The sequence below is a fragment of the Segeticoccus rhizosphaerae genome (assembly GCF_009192725.1).
In the GTDB taxonomy this organism is placed as follows: Bacteria; Actinomycetota; Actinomycetes; order Actinomycetales; family Dermatophilaceae; genus Segeticoccus; species Segeticoccus rhizosphaerae.
This window is the reverse complement of the sequence record NZ_VOHR01000047.1, coordinates 1-18,465: the sequence shown is the minus strand read 5'-3', so window position 1 is coordinate 18,465 and position 18,465 is coordinate 1. Positions and strand designations below refer to the sequence as shown.

At 66.0% G+C, this 18,465-nt stretch carries 15 protein-coding genes and 5 pseudogenes; 8 read left to right on the top strand and 12 right to left on the bottom strand.

Translation table 11 applies throughout. From position 1 onward, the window contains the following. Positions 1-115: 115 nt before the first annotated feature. From FRW57_RS06250 to FRW57_RS06240, 3 genes and pseudogenes are all read left to right on the top strand, one after another. Positions 116-562 (top strand): annotated as a pseudogene (locus FRW57_RS06250) (ATP-binding protein); the annotation flags it as partial. A 1,193-nt stretch (positions 563-1,755) separates the two neighbouring features. Then, a complete protein-coding gene (locus FRW57_RS23975; protein ID WP_203230227.1) occupies positions 1,756-1,914 on the top strand; it encodes a hypothetical protein in 159 nt (52 codons plus the stop codon). Between the two features lie 287 nt (positions 1,915-2,201). Beyond that, positions 2,202-3,209, top strand: coding sequence for a hypothetical protein (locus tag FRW57_RS06240; protein ID WP_152185570.1), 1,008 nt, complete (start codon positions 2,202-2,204; stop codon positions 3,207-3,209). Positions 3,210-3,471: 262 nt separating this feature from the next. Here the strand turns inward: FRW57_RS06240 and FRW57_RS06235 are convergent, their stop codons facing one another. From FRW57_RS06235 to FRW57_RS06190, 11 genes and pseudogenes are all read right to left on the bottom strand, one after another. Next, on the bottom strand, positions 3,472-4,011 hold the full coding sequence (locus FRW57_RS06235; protein WP_152185569.1) for a tyrosine-type recombinase/integrase: 540 nt from the start codon (positions 4,009-4,011) through the stop codon (positions 3,472-3,474). Positions 4,012-4,211: 200 nt separating this feature from the next. Then, a pseudogene (locus tag FRW57_RS25005) lies at positions 4,212-4,703 on the bottom strand (ISAs1 family transposase); the annotation flags it as partial. Then, positions 4,595-5,323, bottom strand: a pseudogene (locus tag FRW57_RS06230) (ISAs1 family transposase); the annotation flags it as partial. The pseudogenes FRW57_RS06230 and FRW57_RS25005, both read right to left, overlap by 109 nt. 377 nt (positions 5,324-5,700) lie before the next feature. Next, complete coding sequence (locus FRW57_RS06225) at positions 5,701-6,918, bottom strand: ROK family protein (protein WP_162529283.1); 1,218 nt, start codon at positions 6,916-6,918, stop codon at positions 5,701-5,703. 4 nt (positions 6,919-6,922) lie between these two features. Further along, positions 6,923-8,257, bottom strand: coding sequence for a hypothetical protein (locus FRW57_RS06220; protein ID WP_162529282.1), 1,335 nt, complete (start codon positions 8,255-8,257; stop codon positions 6,923-6,925). Positions 8,258-8,289: 32 nt separating this feature from the next. Continuing rightward, positions 8,290-9,258 carry an ROK family protein gene (locus FRW57_RS06215; protein ID WP_162529281.1) on the bottom strand — a complete coding sequence of 323 codons (969 nt, stop codon included), beginning with the start codon at positions 9,256-9,258 and terminating at the stop codon, positions 8,290-8,292. Then, positions 9,230-9,916: a sugar isomerase domain-containing protein gene (locus FRW57_RS06210; protein ID WP_162529280.1), complete on the bottom strand. Its 687-nt coding sequence runs from the start codon at positions 9,914-9,916 to the stop codon at positions 9,230-9,232. The genes FRW57_RS06215 and FRW57_RS06210 overlap by 29 nt, the downstream gene beginning before the upstream one ends. A gap of 26 nt (positions 9,917-9,942) precedes the next feature. Beyond that, positions 9,943-10,959 carry a Gfo/Idh/MocA family protein gene (locus FRW57_RS06205; RefSeq protein ID WP_275263115.1) on the bottom strand — a complete coding sequence of 339 codons (1,017 nt, stop codon included), beginning with the start codon at positions 10,957-10,959 and terminating at the stop codon, positions 9,943-9,945. 33 nt (positions 10,960-10,992) lie between these two features. Further along, a complete protein-coding gene (locus tag FRW57_RS06200) occupies positions 10,993-11,805 on the bottom strand; it encodes a carbohydrate ABC transporter permease (protein ID WP_162529278.1) in 813 nt (270 codons plus the stop codon). An 11-nt stretch (positions 11,806-11,816) separates the two neighbouring features. Then, a complete protein-coding gene (locus FRW57_RS06195) occupies positions 11,817-12,593 on the bottom strand; it encodes a carbohydrate ABC transporter permease (RefSeq protein WP_162529277.1) in 777 nt (258 codons plus the stop codon). 146 nt (positions 12,594-12,739) lie between these two features. Then, on the bottom strand, positions 12,740-13,990 hold the full coding sequence (locus FRW57_RS06190; RefSeq protein WP_162529276.1) for an extracellular solute-binding protein: 1,251 nt from the start codon (positions 13,988-13,990) through the stop codon (positions 12,740-12,742). A 309-nt stretch (positions 13,991-14,299) separates the two neighbouring features. On the opposite strand from FRW57_RS06190, the gene FRW57_RS25000 reads away from it, so the two are divergent. The 3 genes and pseudogenes from FRW57_RS25000 to FRW57_RS24995 form a co-directional block, all read left to right on the top strand. Then, positions 14,300-14,626 (top strand): transposase family protein, encoded by a 327-nt coding sequence (locus FRW57_RS25000; protein ID WP_203230225.1) that lies wholly within the window; start codon positions 14,300-14,302, stop codon positions 14,624-14,626. A 439-nt stretch (positions 14,627-15,065) separates the two neighbouring features. Next, complete coding sequence (locus FRW57_RS23965; protein WP_203230224.1) at positions 15,066-15,194, top strand: flagellar biosynthetic protein FliQ; 129 nt, start codon at positions 15,066-15,068, stop codon at positions 15,192-15,194. 12 nt (positions 15,195-15,206) lie between these two features. Beyond that, positions 15,207-15,767: pseudogene (locus FRW57_RS24995) on the top strand (hypothetical protein); the annotation flags it as partial. 96 nt (positions 15,768-15,863) lie between these two features. Here the strand turns inward: FRW57_RS24995 and FRW57_RS06180 are convergent. Then, the gene (locus tag FRW57_RS06180) at positions 15,864-17,504 is read right to left on the bottom strand and encodes a recombinase family protein (RefSeq protein WP_152185560.1); all 1,641 of its coding nucleotides are present in this window, start codon (positions 17,502-17,504) and stop codon (positions 15,864-15,866) included. Between the two features lie 252 nt (positions 17,505-17,756). Here FRW57_RS06180 and FRW57_RS24750 point away from each other — a divergent pair. Together FRW57_RS24750 and FRW57_RS06170 are read left to right on the top strand one after the other, a co-directional pair. Continuing rightward, positions 17,757-17,858, top strand: a pseudogene (locus FRW57_RS24750) (DUF4244 domain-containing protein); the annotation flags it as partial. Continuing rightward, positions 17,858-18,220, top strand: coding sequence for a TadE family type IV pilus minor pilin (locus FRW57_RS06170; protein ID WP_238999328.1), 363 nt, complete (start codon positions 17,858-17,860; stop codon positions 18,218-18,220). The pseudogene FRW57_RS24750 and the gene FRW57_RS06170, both read left to right, overlap by 1 nt. Positions 18,221-18,465 lie beyond the last annotated feature (245 nt).

Sequence of the window (18,465 nt, the reverse complement as noted above, 5' to 3'; positions counted from 1 at the left end):
AGAACCGGATTATGCCGACCTCGCGAGCCCGATCGCCCTGCTGCGCAGGCGCCGCGACAGTCAGGTCGGCATAACCCGAAGGTCGGCATAATGGGTCTTATGCCGACATCGGCATAAGACCCACCTGGCCACCGCGCTGGGCGTCACCGCCGCCCGCACCGGTCACCGGGTCCTGTTCGCCACCGCCACCGACTGGGTCACCCGCCTGACCGACGCCCACCGCGCCGGCCGGCTCCCCCAAGAACTGGCCCGGCTAGGCCGTTACGGACTCATCATCGTGGACGAGGTCGGCTACCTACCCTTCGAGCAAGACGCCGCGAACCTGTTCTTCCAGTTGGTGTCCAGCCGTTACGAGCACGCCTCACTGGTCCTGACCAGCAACCTGCCGTTCTCCAACTGGGGAGGCGTCTTCGGCGACCAAGCCGTCGCCGCCGCGATGATCGACCGGATCGTCCACCACGCCGACGTCCTCACCCTCAAAGGCGCCAGCTACCGACTCCGCGGACGCGGCATCGACAGCCTGCCGAGCATCCGCACCACCACAGCAGACAACGAGTCATAGACTCACCAAAACTGTCCACTTTTCAGGCGCCGGAACCGACCAATTTTCGATCGCCGCCGACAGTAGCGCGGGCCTGACTGTCGAGCGGCGCACTTCAACCATGCCCGGTTGTACGCCCAGCTCGGCCTCCATGACCATCCCCTGAAACCGTGGAGACGTGATTCTTGTGGATCGGCTGCCCCGGATAGGGCCTTTGGGGTCGGTGTCCGGAACTGGTGTCAAGGCTGGCCGCAGGCCACCACCCGTAGGGCTTGGCCTTGAGGCCAGCAAGGGCCACGTCATCATGGCTGGCCACCGGGGGGCGCGGCTGGTGAGGCCGCGCTCGTGTGCCCGCCGACGTCTGCCTGGTGGAGCGCGATCTCGTGGTCAATGGGTAATTCATGCTCAGGCACGAGTGCCTCCGGTCCTGGTGTACTCTTGGCTCCAACCGGCCCCGCCGCCCTGGCCTCGGCTTTGGTGGCGAAGTGCTGCACGCTGCGCAGCTCGAATTCCAGCGTGGAGTGCCACGACTCGATCACCGCGTCGTCCAGCCCGGAACCCGGCCGGCCCATCGACTGGGTGATCTGGCACCGGCAGGCCTTGCGGAAGCTCGCAGCCGTGAACTCGCTTCTCTGGTCGCTGTGGAACTCGACGCCAGCGATGGCCTGGTGGCCGCCCCGACCGCGATCGCCACCTGCAACGCTGCGGTGGTCAGGTCGGCGTCGTGATGCTCACCATCGCGAACCCGACGATGTGCCGTGAGCCATGTCCAGCACACTGTCGAGGTAGGGCTTGCCCTCGTCGGTGGCCAGCTCGGTGCCGTCCCCGTACCACTTGCGGTTCAGCTGGTCGGTCTAGAAGTCGCGTTGGACGTCCGGGTGAGCGGAGTCGGCGACCTCCAGCAGGGTGCTCGCGCTCGCTGCTCGCTGGATCAGATCCGGTGCCCGTCACCGGCCCTTACCCGGCCGGGTGGCCTGCTTGCGCCGTCTGGGCGAGCGGGCGGTTTTCGCTGTTGAGACGTCGATCCGGCAGCATCACTCCCATGGCATCCCACCGAAAATCCACCAAGACCTCGCTGCAGCAACGGCTTTCGGCCCGGGCCCGGAAGCGCTGGCCACAGCTGTCCGGGATCGACGTGCGCTTCCGGGCCAACTTCGCCTACGTCACCGGCCGGCTGCCCGCCGGTGACAACATGCCGCTGATGCGGCTGCGCTATGGGGTCGGCCGCCCGTTGGGGCTTCGCGATCTACCTGGCCGGCAAGGACGGCTACCAAGACTCCGCGCTACCCACCGGGGACCTGGCGGGCGTACCCGAAGACGCCCTGGACTGCGCCGCCAGCCTCTACCTCGGGGGACCCACCGTATGGACCTGAGCCCCGACGACTTTCGAGCGAGACCACGAAGTGTGTCCACCAATGACGCGAGTTGTTGCCGGTCGCGTCGATCGATCATGGTGTCGTGGTGGTGGTCATTCTGTCGTGACTTCGGTGACGGCGGCTCGCGCGGATGACTCGTCGACGATGGCCTTGCTGATCGCGAAGGCTCTCGCGGCGGAAGGGCGCGCGTCGTGAGTCGTTGTAAATAGGTGTGCAGCACCCTTGGACTCGACCCCGAGCGACAGGCTGCGGTGACCGTTGAGCCCGTCTGAGATGCTGGGCTTGTGACAGAGGACCCCTACGACCAGTTCTGTGTCCCGCGGCCTGAACACATTGGATCGGCGCACGCAGAGGCCATCGATTTGGAACTACAACGTTTCGCACGTGCGGTGGACGACCGGGATGACGGGCAGGCGATCGCTTGCCTCAAGTGCCTGATCGAAGCCATAGCGAAGGTGGTCATGGACCTAAACGGCACCCCGGCCAGCGGAAGCGACAAGTTCGACCCCACCGTGAAACGGGCGCATGACCTACTCGCAACACAGCCAGGACACGGGCTGGCCTTCGAAACCCCCTTCGGCAATCTGGCTACGCAGGCGCGCAAGATGGCCGTTTCGATGAGCGTCATTCGCAACAACTACGGGGGTGGGCACGGACGAGCCCGACAGCCTGAGCTGCAAGACGAGATGCTCGACTTGGCCACGGACGGCTCGTTGCTCTGGGTCAGGTGGGCCATCCGGCGCCTCGGCTACTTCGCTCAAGGGCGGCCCGAAACTCTCATCCGCGACCTCATCGGCGACCCCTCCGGCCAGATCAACTTCTACTCCGGAGACGTCACGTCGCGCCTTCGGAGCGCCGACTTGCCCAACATTGATCCACGCCATGCGCGCTCTATTGGACTCGCCGTGGGACAGAGGGCAGCACAGCACACCTTCAACGTTCGCATCGAGGGAGTCGAGGCTGCAGTCAGCGACAACGATCTCGACAGGTGGCCGAGTGCCTACCGCGTGGGTGTCGCGCAGGGTCTGCTGTTCAGCCCCGATGAATTGCCTACGATCACCTCCGGGAACATCCACCAGGCACTTGAGATCTGCATCCCGGTCCTGGAAGAGGCGGAGGAAATTGCGGCCCTCTTGGGACGAGTGGTGGTCACGCTAGCTCCTGGGTCCATCCCAGGGGATGAACCATCGAACCGAGATCTCCTGTGGTTTCTAGAGCAGAATGTCGACGGCAGGCCGAGCAGTGAACAGCCAGCGTGGAGGGCTGTCGTACGCCATCTACGGAGCGATTGACGCCCGCCAGCATCCTAGTGCCGGCACCGTCCAGACAGGGCAGTGCATCAACTGACGCGGTACGAATCGTGGCGTCTCCGCTAAGTTCGCGCGCAGACTGAGGTGGAGTCGGCCTGGGCGATTGGCACCCAGGCGTCCGGTCGCGGAGTCTGTAGCGCCATCTTGCGACCGAGAGACGTCACCTTTCGCGGCTGGCACATAGGGCTTGCCGGTAGCGCCGGTCCGGCTACTTGGTAGCAGGGTTGTCACCAGCAGAGCGCCATCACGGCGATTCCTCCGGGGGCCAGTACGCCTGGTCGATGCGCTGTGCGGCATCGCGGCGCAGCGGGTCGATGACGTGCTGGTAGCGCGTGAGCAGGGAGGTCTGGGACCAACCGAGCAGTCCCATGGCCACGCGTCCGTCGACGCCTTGGGCCAGCAGCATGGTGGCCGTGGTGTGCCGTGCGTTGTGCAGACGCAGCGGGGGGACGCCGGCTCGCTGGGTCAGGGCGCGCCCGGCTTTGGCGTCGACCGAGGGGTGTTGGGGCTGCCGGTCCGGGCGGGGGAGGACCAGCTCATGCTCGTGCCAGGCGGGACCTGCTGCGAGCCGTTGGGCGGCCTGGCCGCTGCGGTGCTCAAGCAGTTGCTGCAGCAGTTGCGGTGGGACCGCCACGGTGCGGCGCCCCGCCCGTGACTTGACACCTTCCAGCACCCAGCCGCCACCGGTCCGGTGGGGGCACTTGGCCGGCTGGTGGTCGGGATCGGGTTCGCCACAGCCGTGGTGCCAGCTGGGTCGCCGTGGATCCGCGTCATAGCTGTGCATGTCAAATCGGGGCAGGGCTAATGATCACCAGGGGGCAAGGCTTCCTTACGGATGTTGCACAGGAGGTCCCACCATGCCACAGAGGGCAGCACGCCAATTCGAATCGCTATCCGAAGCCGCCGAACGAACGGGTCTGAGTGTTCGGACCCTACGTCGTCGAATCGCAGCGGGTCAGCTCCAGGGGGTCGGCAAAGTCGGTTTCATGCGCTCAGGATGAGGTCGACGGGTCGGTTGCAGTCGCGGGCGTGATGTCGTAGCCCGGCGGCGATGTTGGTCCAGCCGGAGAGCCGCAGCAGGCTGATGGTGATGTTGCGGATGGTCGCCATGACGTGGGGTCCGTGCCCGGTTCGTAGTTGGTGGCGGTCCTCGTCGAAGGTGACGTCGCGTACCCAGTGCAGGGAGTTTTCGATGCACCAGTGGCCCTGGATCCAGGCCGCGACCTCGGCACGGGATGCGTGAGCCATGTCCAGGGAACAGATGACGTACACGACCTCGGTATGCCTGCGGCCCTTGCTGGTTCGGGTCCGGCGCACTTGCAGGACCTGCGCCGCGCCGGGGAAGTTGATCCAGTCCGGGCTTGGACGGCCCGGATGGTGCGGCGCACCCTGCGGCCGTGGCTGGTGTCCGTGCTGGTGGTCGCGGGCACGTTCGACCAGGGCAGCGCCTTGAGCTGCTGGCGCAGCCGGGGCTGGTTTGCCTTGACGGTCAGCGCGTAGTGCCCGCCGCGGCCGGTGATGTAGCTGGCGGTCGCGCGCTGACAGTGCAGAGCGTCGGCGGTGACCACCACGTCGGTCAGGTCGAACTGGTCCAGCAGGACCCGCAGGGCGGGGATCTCGTTGGTCTTGGCGTCCACGACCAGTTGCCCGGTGACCACGCCGGTGTCGTGGGTCAGCGCGGACAGCAGGTGCGGCATCACACCGGCCTTGCTGGTGGCTCCGCGCATCGACTTGCCGTCCACCGCGATGACCCGCCGGCCGGCCAGGTGCCCGGTACGGGTGGCCATCCAGGCGCCGAGCCGGGCGTCCAGGTCGTCCGCGTCCACCGCGGCCAGGGTGCGCCGGATGGTGGACTCGCACGGCAGCACCGTGTTCGCGCGGATTCCCAGGCGTGTCAACTCCTCCCGGCTGGCGTCGGTGATCCATTCGCTGATCGCCAGCAGGGTTTTGGCGCCCGCGACGACGGCGGCCTGAGCCAGAGTCAGCACGGTCGCCACGGAGTGCCGGACCCCGCGCGGGTCACGGGGATCCGGCACGTGCCCGAACACCTCGACCAGCGATGGACGTGACAGGGCGGTCGTGAGGCAAGATGGCATGGCGGGCGTGAGACTCTCGTGTCGAAGAAGTGTGAAGAACTCCATCGTCGCGACGAGTCTCACGCCCCTCTGGTAGCAACACGCGTCACATCAGTCACACAAACGTGCAGGTCAGCGCCACATCACCCGACTTTGCCGACCCCCTGGGGTCAGCTCACCGCCTAACCGCAGCGGCCGACGCATTATCCGGCTGCAGCCGGAAGACGTTGACGGGCTTCTGATCAGAATTCCGACCGCGCCCTGAAGCCGCGATGCCGCCGGGCGTTCGTTTGCTCATGTGGCGCCCGGCCCGGTCAGAGGTCTGGGGGGCTCACGCCTTGCTCGGTAGACAGCGGGTCTGCCGACACCTCTGCCATTCCCCAGCTCGATCCCGGTGCTCACACGTGGATGTGCAAGGTCCGACTGAGTACCGAGGCTGCTGCGCCGAGCAGGCAGGCATCGGCGTCGTTGTGGGCCAGCTGGATCTCCAGCTGGCCGACGCGGCCCGAGACGTGGGCCGGGAAGGTCCGGGCTATGACGGCCTGCTCGACTCGGCTGCGCAAGTACTCGCCTCCACCAACGATGTCGCCGTGTAGGACGAGCACCGGAAGGGCAAGGAATTGGACCAGGTTCGCGATTCCAACGGCCACGTTGATCGCGTACATGTCTGCGAGTCCCTGAGCGGCCTTGTCCCCCGACGTGGCTAAGCGCACCAGACGGTGCGGTGTCAGCTTTGGCGAAGTGGTGATGTCCAACTGGCGAGCGGTATGCCGAAGCCAATTGTTGGAGGCGACGGTCTCCCAGCAGCCAATGAGGCCGCAGGTGCATTTCTGGCCTCGCAGGTCAACGCACGTGTGTCCGATCTCCGAAAGGCCGACCCGAGAGCGCAGGAGATGGCCTCCGAGCATCACCGCTGCGCCGATTCCGTCCCCGATCTGGAGTGCAGCGAAGTCGTCGACTCCGCGGGCTTGGCCAAACCATCTTTGTCCGAGAGCCAGCGTGGTGACGTCCTCCTCGACGACGGTTGGTACCTGGGTGAGGTCCTCCAGGCGCTGGCGCAAATGGCTTCCGACCAGTGCGGGCAGGGGCGTGCACGCCATGACCTCACCAGTCTGGCGATCTACGGCGGCCGGGAGAGCGAGACCGATTCCCGTCAGTTCGTCCATGTCGTGGTGAAACTCTTGTGCTGCGGCGTTGAGGATCACGCTGACGACCCCTTCGGTGGACGTCCGCGCGGGAATCTTGTGTCGGTGAGTGCTGAGGATGTCTCCCGCGGCGTTGACTACGGCAGTGACTACTCGTCGGGGCTGGACGTGGATGGCGCCGCTGAGTCCGGCGTGGCGTCCGAACCACAGCGGCGTACCAGGTTTGCCTATCCCGTCGGCGGGCGGGCGCGGCTGCCCTTCTTCGAGCCAACCCGAGGAGAGGAGCGATTTGACGATGGAGCCGATTGTCGCCCTGGGGACATTGGTGATTCTGGCGAGGTCGGCTCGCGAGAGCGGGCCTCGATCTGCGAGGGCTTGGACGATCCGGGCTCGGTTTGCTCGTCCGACCTCCGCTGCGCTGATGATGACCGTTGGGCGCTCCGGTCCCGACGGACGGCTTCCGGGCTCCATGGGGTCACTCTGACGGGAGGGCGGGGTCGCTGGTGCCACTCTGTTCATCGAGGAGCCTTACTGCTGCGTTGACTACGGCCTCGGCTGTTCCTGCAGGGTACTGGCTGCATCCCACCTCATATCCGCCACGGGGGAACTCGTGCCGGGTGGGCAGATACCCGGCGGACTGGTTTGCGTACCCTGCGATCAGGACGTGGCGGTCGGCCCGTCGGCGGATGTCGGCGTCCGTCTTGGCGAACGGCTCGCCGGGCAGGGCTAGGAGGCTCAGCTCCGGACCAAGGTGAAGTGCCTGCAGCTCGAGCGTCGGGGCTTCGGTGTCCACAACGCCGAAGAGGTTGGGTTCGTCCGTGCGCAGCTGCTGGATCCACAGCTCCGAGTCAGCGCTGGCGGCTTGGCGGCGCGTGTCGACGTCTGGGTTTTCAAGCGCCGGTGCGAGCCGCGCCCGCTCCCTGTCAATCTGGTCAGGTGGAGGCAACGCGACCGGAGCGCCGACGTGGACCCGGGTGGTGGAGACGGCCAACGGTGTCCCGGGGACGAGCGTGCTGGACGCGAGTGCCGAGGCGTCGAACTCTTCCTGAAACGTGGGGCTCACTGTTCGCAGTCCCCGGGCGAGGCCTTGGCCTTCCAGCGCCACCTGGGTGGCGGTCGTGGCCAGGATGCGGCCAATGCGGCAGCACTCGTCCCAGTCGTGCGCGGTGAAGACCGGGTTGGTGTCCCCGGCGCACCCCTGCAGGTAGACGGCGACTCCGCCTATGGCGGCCTCGATGTCGCGGCAAGCTGCTCCAGGAAAGTCGGCGGAGTAGCTGCACCAGTCGTGTTCGAGCACAGTTGCATGGCATGCGAAGTTGAGGATTGTCGCGACCGGGAAGCCGGTGTCTTGTGCTTGGGCGATCAAAATGCGGGCGGTCGCGTCGGGGCATCTCGCCACCGTGCGCCGGTTCGCGCTGATGCCCGGGATTATTCGGCTGCCGAGGACCAGATCTACTGACTGCCGCTCCGCGTGGGCTCGGCGTGAAGCCGCCTTGGCACGCTCGGCGATCGCCTCCCGGAGTGTGGTGCCTTGGACGCCGGTCAGGTGGGCCGGCCCGGAGTGCGTGTGGGTGGTGCAAACGATGATGGACAGCGGCGGTATGGCCAGTTCAGCGGCGATCGCTTCGCGGATGGCCGCGGTCAGCTCGGCGGTGGCGTAGATGAGGTCGCAGACGACCAGGACCACGATCGTGTCCCCGTCGTCGAACAAAACAGCGCGGAGCATGAGGTCGTCGTTGACCGACTGAGCGGGCTCGGTGCGCAAGGCGTAGCCCGCCATCCGGCCACCCACGGGCGGCGTGATCGGCACGCTGGCTGCGCCGACGAGAAGCGATAGGGGGGTCATGTCGGGACCTTCCAGCCGATAAGCCGCATCGCTGCGGGCGTCCCCGCGGCAAGAGCGGCTGCGCCAGTGAGCGGGCTGAGGTCGCCATGGGCCGCCTCGCGGAGGACACTTCGTGCGCTCCAGCCGGGAATCACGATGATCTCCCCGAGTCGTTGGACGAGCACCTCGAGCAGGCGGCCGCCGAGCAGCAGTCCGCCGCCCAGCACCACAGCGGCGGGGTCGAGGACGTGCACGAGGCCGGCAAGGGCGCGGCACAGAAGGTCGACAGCCTGCTCGACGAGCTGTCTTGCCCCCGGCTCGCCGTGGCGGGCGGCGTCGAGCACTGCGGCTGCGCCTGTGGGTCCGCCCGCCCGCCCGGACAGGCGTGCAAGCCCAGCCCCAGAGGCGTACATCTCCAGGCAGCCTCGTTGGCCGCAGGGGCAGGGTTCTGCCTCTGGCCCGGTACGGACCGGGACGTGGCCCAGCTCCCCGGCACGCGAGTGGGCGCCCTCGACGACGCGTCCGTCAACGACAAGTGATGTCCCGATCCCGGTGGAAACCGTCACGTAGGCACCGATGGAGCAGTCAGCGGCGGCGCCGCTGGCACCGAACTCGGCTACAGCGGCTGCCGCGGTGTCAACGACCACCTTGACGTCAACACCCAACCTTTGAGAGAGCGCGTCCCCTAACGGGTATCCGGTCAGGGGCAGGTTCGTGGCCGAACTGATGGTTCCGGTGTGGCTGTTGACCGCTCCGGGCGTCGCTACGACTCCTGCGCTCAACGGGGACCCCTCACAGGCCATGCGCACCAACCCCTCCAACTGCTTGACGAGCCCGGCAGGGCCGCCACTGACATCGGGAGTGGCGTAGATCGGCTGCAACGTCAGGTCGGGGCTCACGGCCGCTACGCGGATCCTGGAACCGCCGATGTCCACCGCGAAGGCTGGTGCCACCGCGTCAGGACTGCCGTTGGTCGATGTTGGCACTGGCAATCACCTGGGCGGGTAGTTCCTGAGCTTCGAACTGCTCGACGAGTGCGATACTGATCAGTTGGGCGATGAGGGCGCCGGCGATGGTTGATGTGGCTCCGACCATGCCAGATCGGGTGGGGATGATGGCGTCACCTGGGACACCGCAGTTGTCGATCCATTCATCGACGACGTCCACGAGCTTGTGGCCGCTGGCGTGGCGTGACGACTCGTGCGCACAGTGGCTCCCGCTCACGATCGCGGCGACGTATGTGCCCATCGCGTGCGCCTGCAGCGCCATTTCGATGACTGCGGCGTTCCTGCCGCTGTTGGATGCGATGAGGAGCGCGTCCCGAGCGGTGACTTCGTAGAGGCTCAGCAGCTGCCTACCGTTGGAGGGGTCTCGCTCGGGGTTCGAGTCGGACAGCTGCAGGTGCGACTTCCGGTTGTCCTCCCGGAGATCCTCCAGGGACATCGCGGTGAAGTGCGCTAGCCCGCCGGCTCGAGAGCAGAACTCCGCAGCGATCGATTGCGAGTGGCCGGCCCCGAATGTGTAGATGCTGCCGCCCTGCGCCACCCTCTTGGCGAGCGCAACTGCGACGCGCTGGATCTTCTCGCGCTCCGTTGCGGCGGCCTGAAGTGCTGGGAGGCACAGCCGAAGGGCCGTATCGGCCATCGGAGACTCCACGGCAGGCCGTTGGGTCATTGCTGGGCCGGCTCTCGTACCACCGGGACAGGAGCCCCGGTCTCTAGAGACTGGTGGAGCGCGACCAGCAGCCGGGTGTTCTCGACCCCGTCCGCGAGTTGCTCGGGCGGCACTGGAACGCCCAGGTCTGCGGCGTCGAGGAAGGAGGTGATGCTGGCGTCGGTCCAGTCGAGTGTGGCCGGGTAGGACAGGTGTTGCTGTGTGGCGATGTGCACGGTCTGGGAATGTGTGTCGATCAGGGCTCGGCCGTCGGTGCCGACAATCTGGACGTTGCAGTCGACCAGCGATGGAAGCGAGGGGGGTAGTACCCATGCGGATTCGTAGGCGCCACTCAAGCCGCCCTCGTACTCGACCAGCGCGTGGATGAGGTCGTAGGTGTCTAACCCCATCGACGCGAGGCGGCGCTTGACTCCTGCTGCCGTGACACGGTCGGCCTCAGCGCCAGCCAGCCACCGGACCAGGTCGAACAGGTGGCTGAGCAGGAACCAGCCGCACGTGGTTCGATCGGCCCAGCGAAGGTGCTTTGTCGGGTAGTCGATCACATTGCTCAGACGCGCGCTTACCCCGATCACCTCGCCCAGATCACCGCGGTCGATCGCCTCCCGTGCTCGCACGAATGGCGGGTTGAACCGGTTGGAGAAGTTGACGCGCGCTACGACGTGAGCCGCTCGTGCGGCCTCCTGCATGGCGAGAGCGTCCTCCAGGGTAGTCGCCAAGGGCTTCTCGACGAGGATCGCGACGCCGTGATGGGCTGCCGTCAGGAACGGCGCGAGATGCAGGCGGTCGGGCACCGCGATGTACACGGCGTCCGGGTGCGCCTGGGAGAGTAGGTCGTCGGGTGAGTTGTACGCGGCGCAGCCGACACGCCCCGCCAGGTTGTGCGCTGCGTCCGGGTTCGTATCAGCTATGCCGACGAGCTCGCACCGCCACGCGAGAGTCCCCGACGTCATGGCGGAGGCGTACGCCGTGCCCATGACACCCGCTCCGATAACGCCGACTCGAGTCCGATGCATAGCCACCATCGTGATTCCTCCTGGATGTGGGTGCTAGTTCTGTACTGCACCGGCCGTCAGGCCGCTGACGAGTTGCCGTTGGGCAGCGAGCACGACCGCGACGGCCGGCAGCAGCACCAGACAGACAGCAGCGGTCAGAGGGCCCCACTCGATCGTCTTCTGCGTGACGAAGTTCGCGACGTACACCGTCAGGGGAACGGTGTCCTGGCCGCCGAGGATCACCGGGATGAGGAACTCATTCCAGGCGTACAGACCAGTCAGGGCCGCGATGGCGGCCAAAGGCGCGCGACTCATGGGCAGCACGATTCGCCAAAGGACGCCCAGACGGGTGCAGCCGTCCACCAAGCCCGCTTCTTCGACGCTGACCGGCAAGGTGCGCAAGAAGGCGGCCAGCGTGAGTGTGGCAAATGGCGTCAGGAAGGCGGCAACGACAACGACGATGAGGGGAAGCGTGTCGTACAGGCCGAGCTGCACCGCGACTGAGTACATCGGTATCAGGAATACGATCGTCGGCACCGTCTGAGCCAAGGCAATGATGAGGATCAATGGTCGGCGGCCGTAGGGGCGCAGCCGGACAAGTCCGTACGCGCAGGGGAATGCGACTGCCAGGGTCAGCAGCGTCGTGAACAGGACGATTAGGCTCGATGTCAGCAGCGAGGAGAGGAACGCCGGTGAACTGAAGAGCTGCTGGTAGTTCCCGTTCGTTGGGTGCGCGGGAACCACGGTGGGTGGATAGCTGGCTGCTTCCAGCTGCGTCTTGAAAGAGGTCGCCACGATCCAGACCAGCGGTGCCAGCGCCAGGGCCGCAGCGATGACGCACACAAGATACCGCAACAGCGTCTGCACCAGTCTTGGCCTCATGGCTTGATCACCCTCGTGTAGAGAAGGTACGCAGGGGCGGCCACAACGGCCATCGCGATCGCGATCGCGCTAGCACGCCCGACCTGGAAGCTGATCAGACCCTGCTGGTAGGCGAGTAGTGACAGGTTGCGGGTTGCGTCCCCCGGGCCGCCTTGGGTCACGACGTAGATCAGGTCGAACATTCGGTAGTCGGCCGCCCCGCGTAGCAGCGCCACGACGGCGATGACTGGAGCGATCATCGGCAGTAGCACGTACCAGAAGGTCTTGGAAGCTCCGGCTCCGTCGATCGCGGCAGCCTCTCGAATCTCCTCTGGGACGCCGATGAGTGCCGCCGCCAGAAGCAGTGTCACGAACGGGACGTTGATCCAGGCGTTGACGACGATCAGGAGAGCTAGGGCGCCGGTCTCGCTGCCGAAGAGGTTGGGGTGTGCGTTGTGCTGGACCAGGGATGCGGCCCACCGGATGACGCCGAGGTCTGGGTCGGCCAGAAACCGCCACATCAGACCCACGGCGATGGGCGTGAGCATCATCGGAACGGTGATGGCGGAGCGAAGCACGGACCGCCCACGGAACGGTCTCGCGAGTGCGGTCGCCACAGCCAGACCCAGGGGTATCTGGACGATCAACGACAGGACGATGATGGCGACGGTGACCCACAAGGCATGGAAGAAAGAACTGGTGAATACCTGGTCCGCATAATTCTCTCCGCCCACGAAGGATGCGGGTTGAACCTGGGTGAGGCTCTCGTTGGTGAAGGAAGCCCGGACGGCCACGACAAGGGGAACTAGGAGAACGGCCAGGAACAAGGCCCACGCTGGCAAGGTGAAGGCAGCGCCACCGACTCTTCGTCGAGCGTCGGAGCGCAGAGCTTGGCGGGAGCGGCTGCCCGTCGCTTGGGGCGAGTGGTGGCTGAGGGCGGTCACTCGCAGTCCGTGGCGTTCCCGACGACCTTGGTCACATCGGCTGTGGCCGCTTTGATCAGTTGGGCGGGGCTCTGCTTCTTCGCAGCAGCAGCGTTCAGGTCCGCCGACATGCTAGTGATGATCTCGGGCATCTGCGTGATGTAGGGCAGGTGTGTGCCGACCTTCGACGCGTCTACCAGTGTGGGCAGGTACGGCAGGCTCTTTGTCAGTTTTGGGTTGTCGACAAGTGAGGTGCGCCCGGTGGGTGGTGCTCCGGCTGCGATCATCTTCTTCATCCCGCTCTTTCCGAGCGCGAAGTCGAGGAATTGCCAAGCGGTCTGTTGTGCCTGCGATTGTTGCCCTACACCGATCAGCCAACCGAACAGGAGCGTCGCCGGTTTGCCGGTCAGGCTGGGCGGTAGAGCGGCCGCGAACTTGCCGGGGATCTTCGATTGCTTGGGGTCGTTCATGATCGAGTAGTAGCCCGTGGCGTTGATCATCTGCCCTACGTCGCTTTGTACGAAGGCCGTCGTCATCTCGTTGCCGCCGCCGTTGATCGCAGTGGCTGGGGTATAGGGCAGCGCCTCGAGGTAGGCCTTTGTTGCAGCGACCGCCTGTGGCGTGTCCAGGGCCGGCTTGCACGTGCCCTTGTGGAACAGGCTGCCGCCGGAGGCGTAGATAGCCTCCAGCCAGTAGTAGGCGCCAATTTGGGCACCGAAGCCGGAGTCACTTCCCTCGTGGCCTCCGGCCTTGAGTGCCTTGGCGTTGGCCAAGTACTGGTTCCACGTCTGCGGCGTTGACAAGTTCAGCTTCTTGAACAGGTCCGTGCGGTACCAAAGGACGTAGGGCTCTGTGGAGAGGGGAACGGCATAGGTCTTGCCCTGGTACTTCGCGTAGTCCTGGACGGGCTGCGGGAAGTCGGACACGTCGTAGGTGCTGGAAGACGAGACTTGAGACTGGATGTCTTTCAAGGCTCCGCCAGCGGCCAAGGAGGCAAGCATGGGACTGTCGAACTGGATGACGTCAAATGCGCTCGACGACTTTTTCGAGGACAGCAGAACCTTGGCGGCCAACTGCGCGTACGGCAAGGATACGAATTTGACCTCGACGCCTGTCTGGGCTGTGAATGCTGGCGCGACCTTCTTGAGGGCGGTTGCACTGGGGCTGTCGGAGATCGCAACGGTGATCTGCTTCGCGGTACCTGAGGGGTTCCCTTGAGCGCCACCGGAGCCTCCGCTGCAGGCAGCGGCACCGGTGACGGTGACCACGACCAACGCTCCAATCCAAGGGCCACGACAAGACGAACGTAAGGATGGAGACATCGCTGCTCCCGCTAAGTAGTAGGGCACTACAAAGACAAAGTGTGGCATCCATACATAAGTGTGTCAACGAATTCTCGCGGGCTGCGCTCCAGTTGTCCGGTCCGCTCGGCCGCCCGGTCAGGGGGTCGGCAAAGTCGGCTGACAGGGCGCTGACCTGCTGGTTGTGCGACTGACGTGACGCGTGTTGCTAGAAGACGGGCGTGAGACCCGTCGCCACGATGGAGTTCTCCACCACTTCGTCGACACGAGAGTCCCATGCCCGCCATGCCATCTCGCCCTACAGCCGATCTGTCTCGACCAGCACTGCTTGAGGTGTTCGCCCACGTGCCTGATCCTCGTGATCCGCGTGGCGTGCGACATGGTCTGGCGACCATCCTGACACTGGCTCAGGCTGCTGTCGCCGCTGGCGCCAGGAGCCTGCTGGCCATCAGCGAGTGGCCTCCCAGGCCATGGCTGGCAAGTCTCCGGAGCGGCTCAGCTCCGGCTTCCGGATCAGCCGCGCCGCCGACGACGTCAGCTGCTCGTCGTCAACGGGGCGGCACACCTGGCGACCAATTTTCGATCGCCGCCGACAATCGCTGACGCCGAGCTGGTGGGCCGCTTCACCGGTCGTCATCACCGTCGGCCGGCTCTACCTCGGCATCTGGATCCCCACCAGGTCCTCAAGCGCGGCTCGGCCAGCGAGATCTCGGTGCGGCATCTGGTCGATCCTTTCCAGGACGTTGCTGTCCCAGCGTCCTGAACCTCGACCCGGGTGCGTAAATCTTCGAGTGGGAAACCTGGGTCGGCCCTACACAACCTGCCCGCTTCGACCTGGTGCGCCGTGGCGAGCTTGGCCAGGCACACGCCCACCAAAGGCAGGTCGTTGGGGTGGATCCCCTCGAACGAGCCCTCGACCTCGAACGAGCCCTCGACCTCGAACGAGCCCTCGGCCTCAAACGTGTCCGCGGTGGTTGCTGAGCCGCTCAGTCCCCGGACCGTCCCCGGGGACTGCGCACGAACCGACCCGAAAGAACCTGTCGTGACCGACGCCCTCGTCGTCGAGATCGCCCGAATGACGGCCGTCGTGTGCGTCAAGCTGGCCGGGCGCGTTCTGCTGGTGTCGCTGGTGATCGGTGTCTTGGTCTCGCTGTTCCAGGCGATCTTCTAGGTCAACAACCAGTCGCTATCGATGGTCCCCAAGCTCGCCGGTGTCGCGGCCACCATCGTGTTCGCCGCCGGCTGGTCGCTGAAGGTACTGACCGAGTTCGTCCCGGAGCTGATGCACATGCTGCCCCACCTGCGGGGGGACCGCGTGGAGCTGACCGACCCCAACACCCTGACCAGCTCCTGCTGGTCGTATGCCGCGCCGCCGGCTGGGCCGCGACCGCCCCGCTGTTCTCGATGCCCGGCATCCCCGGCAGCGCCCGCCGCCCGAGACTCTCGGGCGGGCGCTGCGCGGCTGGTAGCAGCAGGTCAGGAGGTCACCGGCCTGCACGCAGGAGCGGCGTCACCTTATGGGTTGTCCGGAGGTCTTCACCTGGACCAAGGCGTACACCGCACCCCGCGGCCCGCCGCGATGAGCAGTCTGCACGCGTCTTTGCGGTCAGGGTCCTCGGACGGGGCCGGTGCGCAGTGTCGACAGGATCGCTATGCATTCTCGCCTGCAACCCGACAAGCTCCGGGTCGGGGATCAGCATCATGGCAATCTCGTGGCAAACCCGTGCCACGAGTAAGGCCCTGACCGCAGCGTGCGCTGGTCAGGGCCTTACGTGCCACGAGTCGGGGTGACAGGATTTGAAACAGGTGACCTGCGCCTAATGCGTTCAGCAGACTAATCCTAACGGTGCTCGGGCGCCGTTCTTCCGCGCTCGCCGCGGCGAGCATCTACCTCGGGTGAGTTTTGTCGGGACGCGCCCTGAGGGTGGTCCAGCGTGAGTGTGAAGGCAGCGATGTCGTCGTACTCGATGGTGAGTGTTGGGACGGTCCCGCTCAGGCATGTGGGGCATGTTCGTGGCCAGCGGCGGCGCTGGTTGGGTGGAAACGGAAGGTAGCCAGTTCCAGGGCAGTCTGGGCAGGGCTGGTAGCCGTCGATGGTCACGCTCACTTCGAGGGCGGTGAGGAGTTGACGCCAGGTCTGTCGGGAGGCGTGGCTGAGGCCGTGCTCGAGAAGTTCGGTCAGCTCGGTAACGGCTCGCCCTTTGCGGCCCCCGGGAGCTTGTTGTGAATGAGCCAGTTCTCTGCTGAGTGCTTGGCGGCGTTGGTGGAGGGGCGCCAGGACAGCGATCAGTTCGTTGCCTACGTACCCCTGCTCTCGGAAGAGCTTTGCCTCCGTCGACAACGACTGCTCGACTCGTTGTAGTTCGGCAACCAGGTTGTCGTGGTCAAGGGATCCGTTCTTGGGCGATACGCGTTCTGATGCGGCCTGCCTGAGGACTTCTGGTTGTGCTAGAACCCTTTGGATGTGTTCCGTGACAGCCGTGTCGACTGAGGCGCAAGAGACATTGACGCAATTGTCGTGCCGATCGGGGTCACCTTTGGGGAGATAGTGGAGCCGGCAACAGTATGTAGGGCGCTGCTTGCCCGCGGTGCGACCCATGGCTCTAAGTCCGCAGGGCATCAAAAACATTCCGGACAGCAGGTATGAGCCACGGGAAGTTTGAGGTTGCCGCCGGTCATCTTGCCACGCCCGCCAGGCGGCGGCCTCCACCGGCGAAAGAATCGCCGGGATGCTGACGTGAATGCCGTCAAAGACCCAAACCCCCGACGCAGCCCGCAGGGGTTCCTGCCGTAGCGCCCAGCGGCCCAGCGAAATGGTGGTCCAGGTGAGTCCGGTTTGGGTGCCGTGGCCTTCGTCGTTCAGAATCCGCGCGGCAACCCCGACGGTCCGCTGCTCCACGATGAGCAGCTCGAACATGCGCCGGACGGTCGTGGCCTCGCCTTCATGGACCACCAACCGCTTGCCCTTTCCGATGGGGGATTGGGCTACTCGGTAACCGAATGGGGGAGTGGAGCCGACGAACCTGCCCTCAATCTCCGCAGCCGATCGACGACCCTGGGTGGTGCGGTCGGCGATGCGCTTGCGCTCCCAGCCGCCGATCACACCCAGCAGCCCGGAGGTCAGGTCACCGGCAGCCGTCGAGGTGTCCAGCCCCTCGTCAATCAGCACGAGGTGGCAACCCGATCGCCGCAGCTCCTCAATGAGGGCCAGCAGGCCTACTGCCGACCGGGACACGCGATCGATCTTGGTGGCCATCACTGCATCGATGTCGAGCGACTGCACGGCTCGGCGCAGCCCGTCTAGCCCGGGCCGAGAGTCCGCGGCACCAGACACGCCGGCGTCAACGAAGTGTTCAACCAGCAGCCCACCTCGGGCCGTCACTGCAGCCTTCAGGCGACGCTCCTGATCGGCCAAGGACGTCCCGGTGTCCGCCTGGTCGGCGGTGGACACCCGGGCATAGGTCGCAATCCGTACTGTCATCAGCTCACACGCGGAAGCCTGCTCGGTGGGGCGGACCCAGATGCCAACACATCCGCGACCCGCCGCAGCACCAAAGACCTATCGCACGCGCGACGGACTGTCGTGACCTGCAGCTTGGTCGGTAACCGTACCTGCTTGTCTGCCTCTTCCATACCCGCCATAAGGGATGCGCGCACAGCGCTGTGCTCACCACAACCCACCTCAATGTGACCGTAGCCACGGACAAGTACCTCAACACACGGGACGCTTGCCGCGTGCAGCTTCGCTGCCGTGCTGATCGCCATCGTGCGTTCGGACGCGGTTCGCAGCGCGCTGTCCAAGGTGATCACCAGCGCCTTGGCGATCGCCTCCTGATGGTCCGCAGGCCCGACCGGGGCATGGTGACCGCAGAGCTCGCTGCCGTGTTCCCGGTCGTGGTCCTGCTGCTCGGTGTCCTGCTCGGCGGGGTCGGGCTGGTGATCGACCAGGTGCGGTGCGTCGACGCAGCCCGACTGGGCGCGCGGGCCGCCGCGCGGGGTGAGCCGTCGGGCACTGTGCGCGCGCTTGCGAGACAAGCCGCTCCCGACGGTGCCACTGTCGAGGTGAGCCGAAACGGGGGAGCGGTCCGGGTGTCGGTGAGGGCGCGCGCCCGGATGGTGGGGGCGCTGTTGCCGGAGTCGTTCGCGCCGGCGGCGACGGCTTCGGCACCACTCGAGGTCGGAGGGCCGGCGCCGTGAGCCCCGTTGGCGCCCAGCCGCGTCGGTGGGTGGCCTTCCACCCGGACCGTGCTGCACGCTGGCCGTCGCGTGTTCGACGGCCGACGGCTCCAGGCGTCCAACGGACCGGGCGCGACCGAGGATCCGCCACCGTGCTGGCCATGGGCGTGATCGGTGTCCTGGTCAGCCTGGGAGTGGCCGCCCTGGTGCTCGGCAGCGCGGTCGTCGCCAGCCACCGCGCGCGGTCGGCCGCTGACCTCGGGGCG

Bases quoted from the DNA above. Each gene is read 5' to 3' on its own strand.
- FRW57_RS06235 (WP_152185569.1), bottom strand. From the start codon at position 4,011: ATGCACAGCTATGACGCGGATCCACGGCGACCCAGCTGGCACCACGGC.
- FRW57_RS06170 (WP_238999328.1), top strand. From the start codon at position 17,858: ATGGTCCGCAGGCCCGACCGGGGCATGGTGACCGCAGAGCTCGCTGCC.
- FRW57_RS06210 (WP_162529280.1), bottom strand. From the start codon at position 9,916: ATGGCCGATACGGCCCTTCGGCTGTGCCTCCCAGCACTTCAGGCCGCC.
- FRW57_RS23975 (WP_203230227.1), top strand. From the start codon at position 1,756: ATGGGGTCGGCCGCCCGTTGGGGCTTCGCGATCTACCTGGCCGGCAAG.
- FRW57_RS06180 (WP_152185560.1), bottom strand. From the start codon at position 17,504: ATGACAGTACGGATTGCGACCTATGCCCGGGTGTCCACCGCCGACCAG.
- FRW57_RS25000 (WP_203230225.1), top strand. From the start codon at position 14,300: ATGCCCGCCATGCCATCTCGCCCTACAGCCGATCTGTCTCGACCAGCA.
- FRW57_RS06205 (WP_275263115.1), bottom strand. From the start codon at position 10,959: ATGCATCGGACTCGAGTCGGCGTTATCGGAGCGGGTGTCATGGGCACG.
- FRW57_RS06225 (WP_162529283.1), bottom strand. From the start codon at position 6,918: ATGGAGCCCGGAAGCCGTCCGTCGGGACCGGAGCGCCCAACGGTCATC.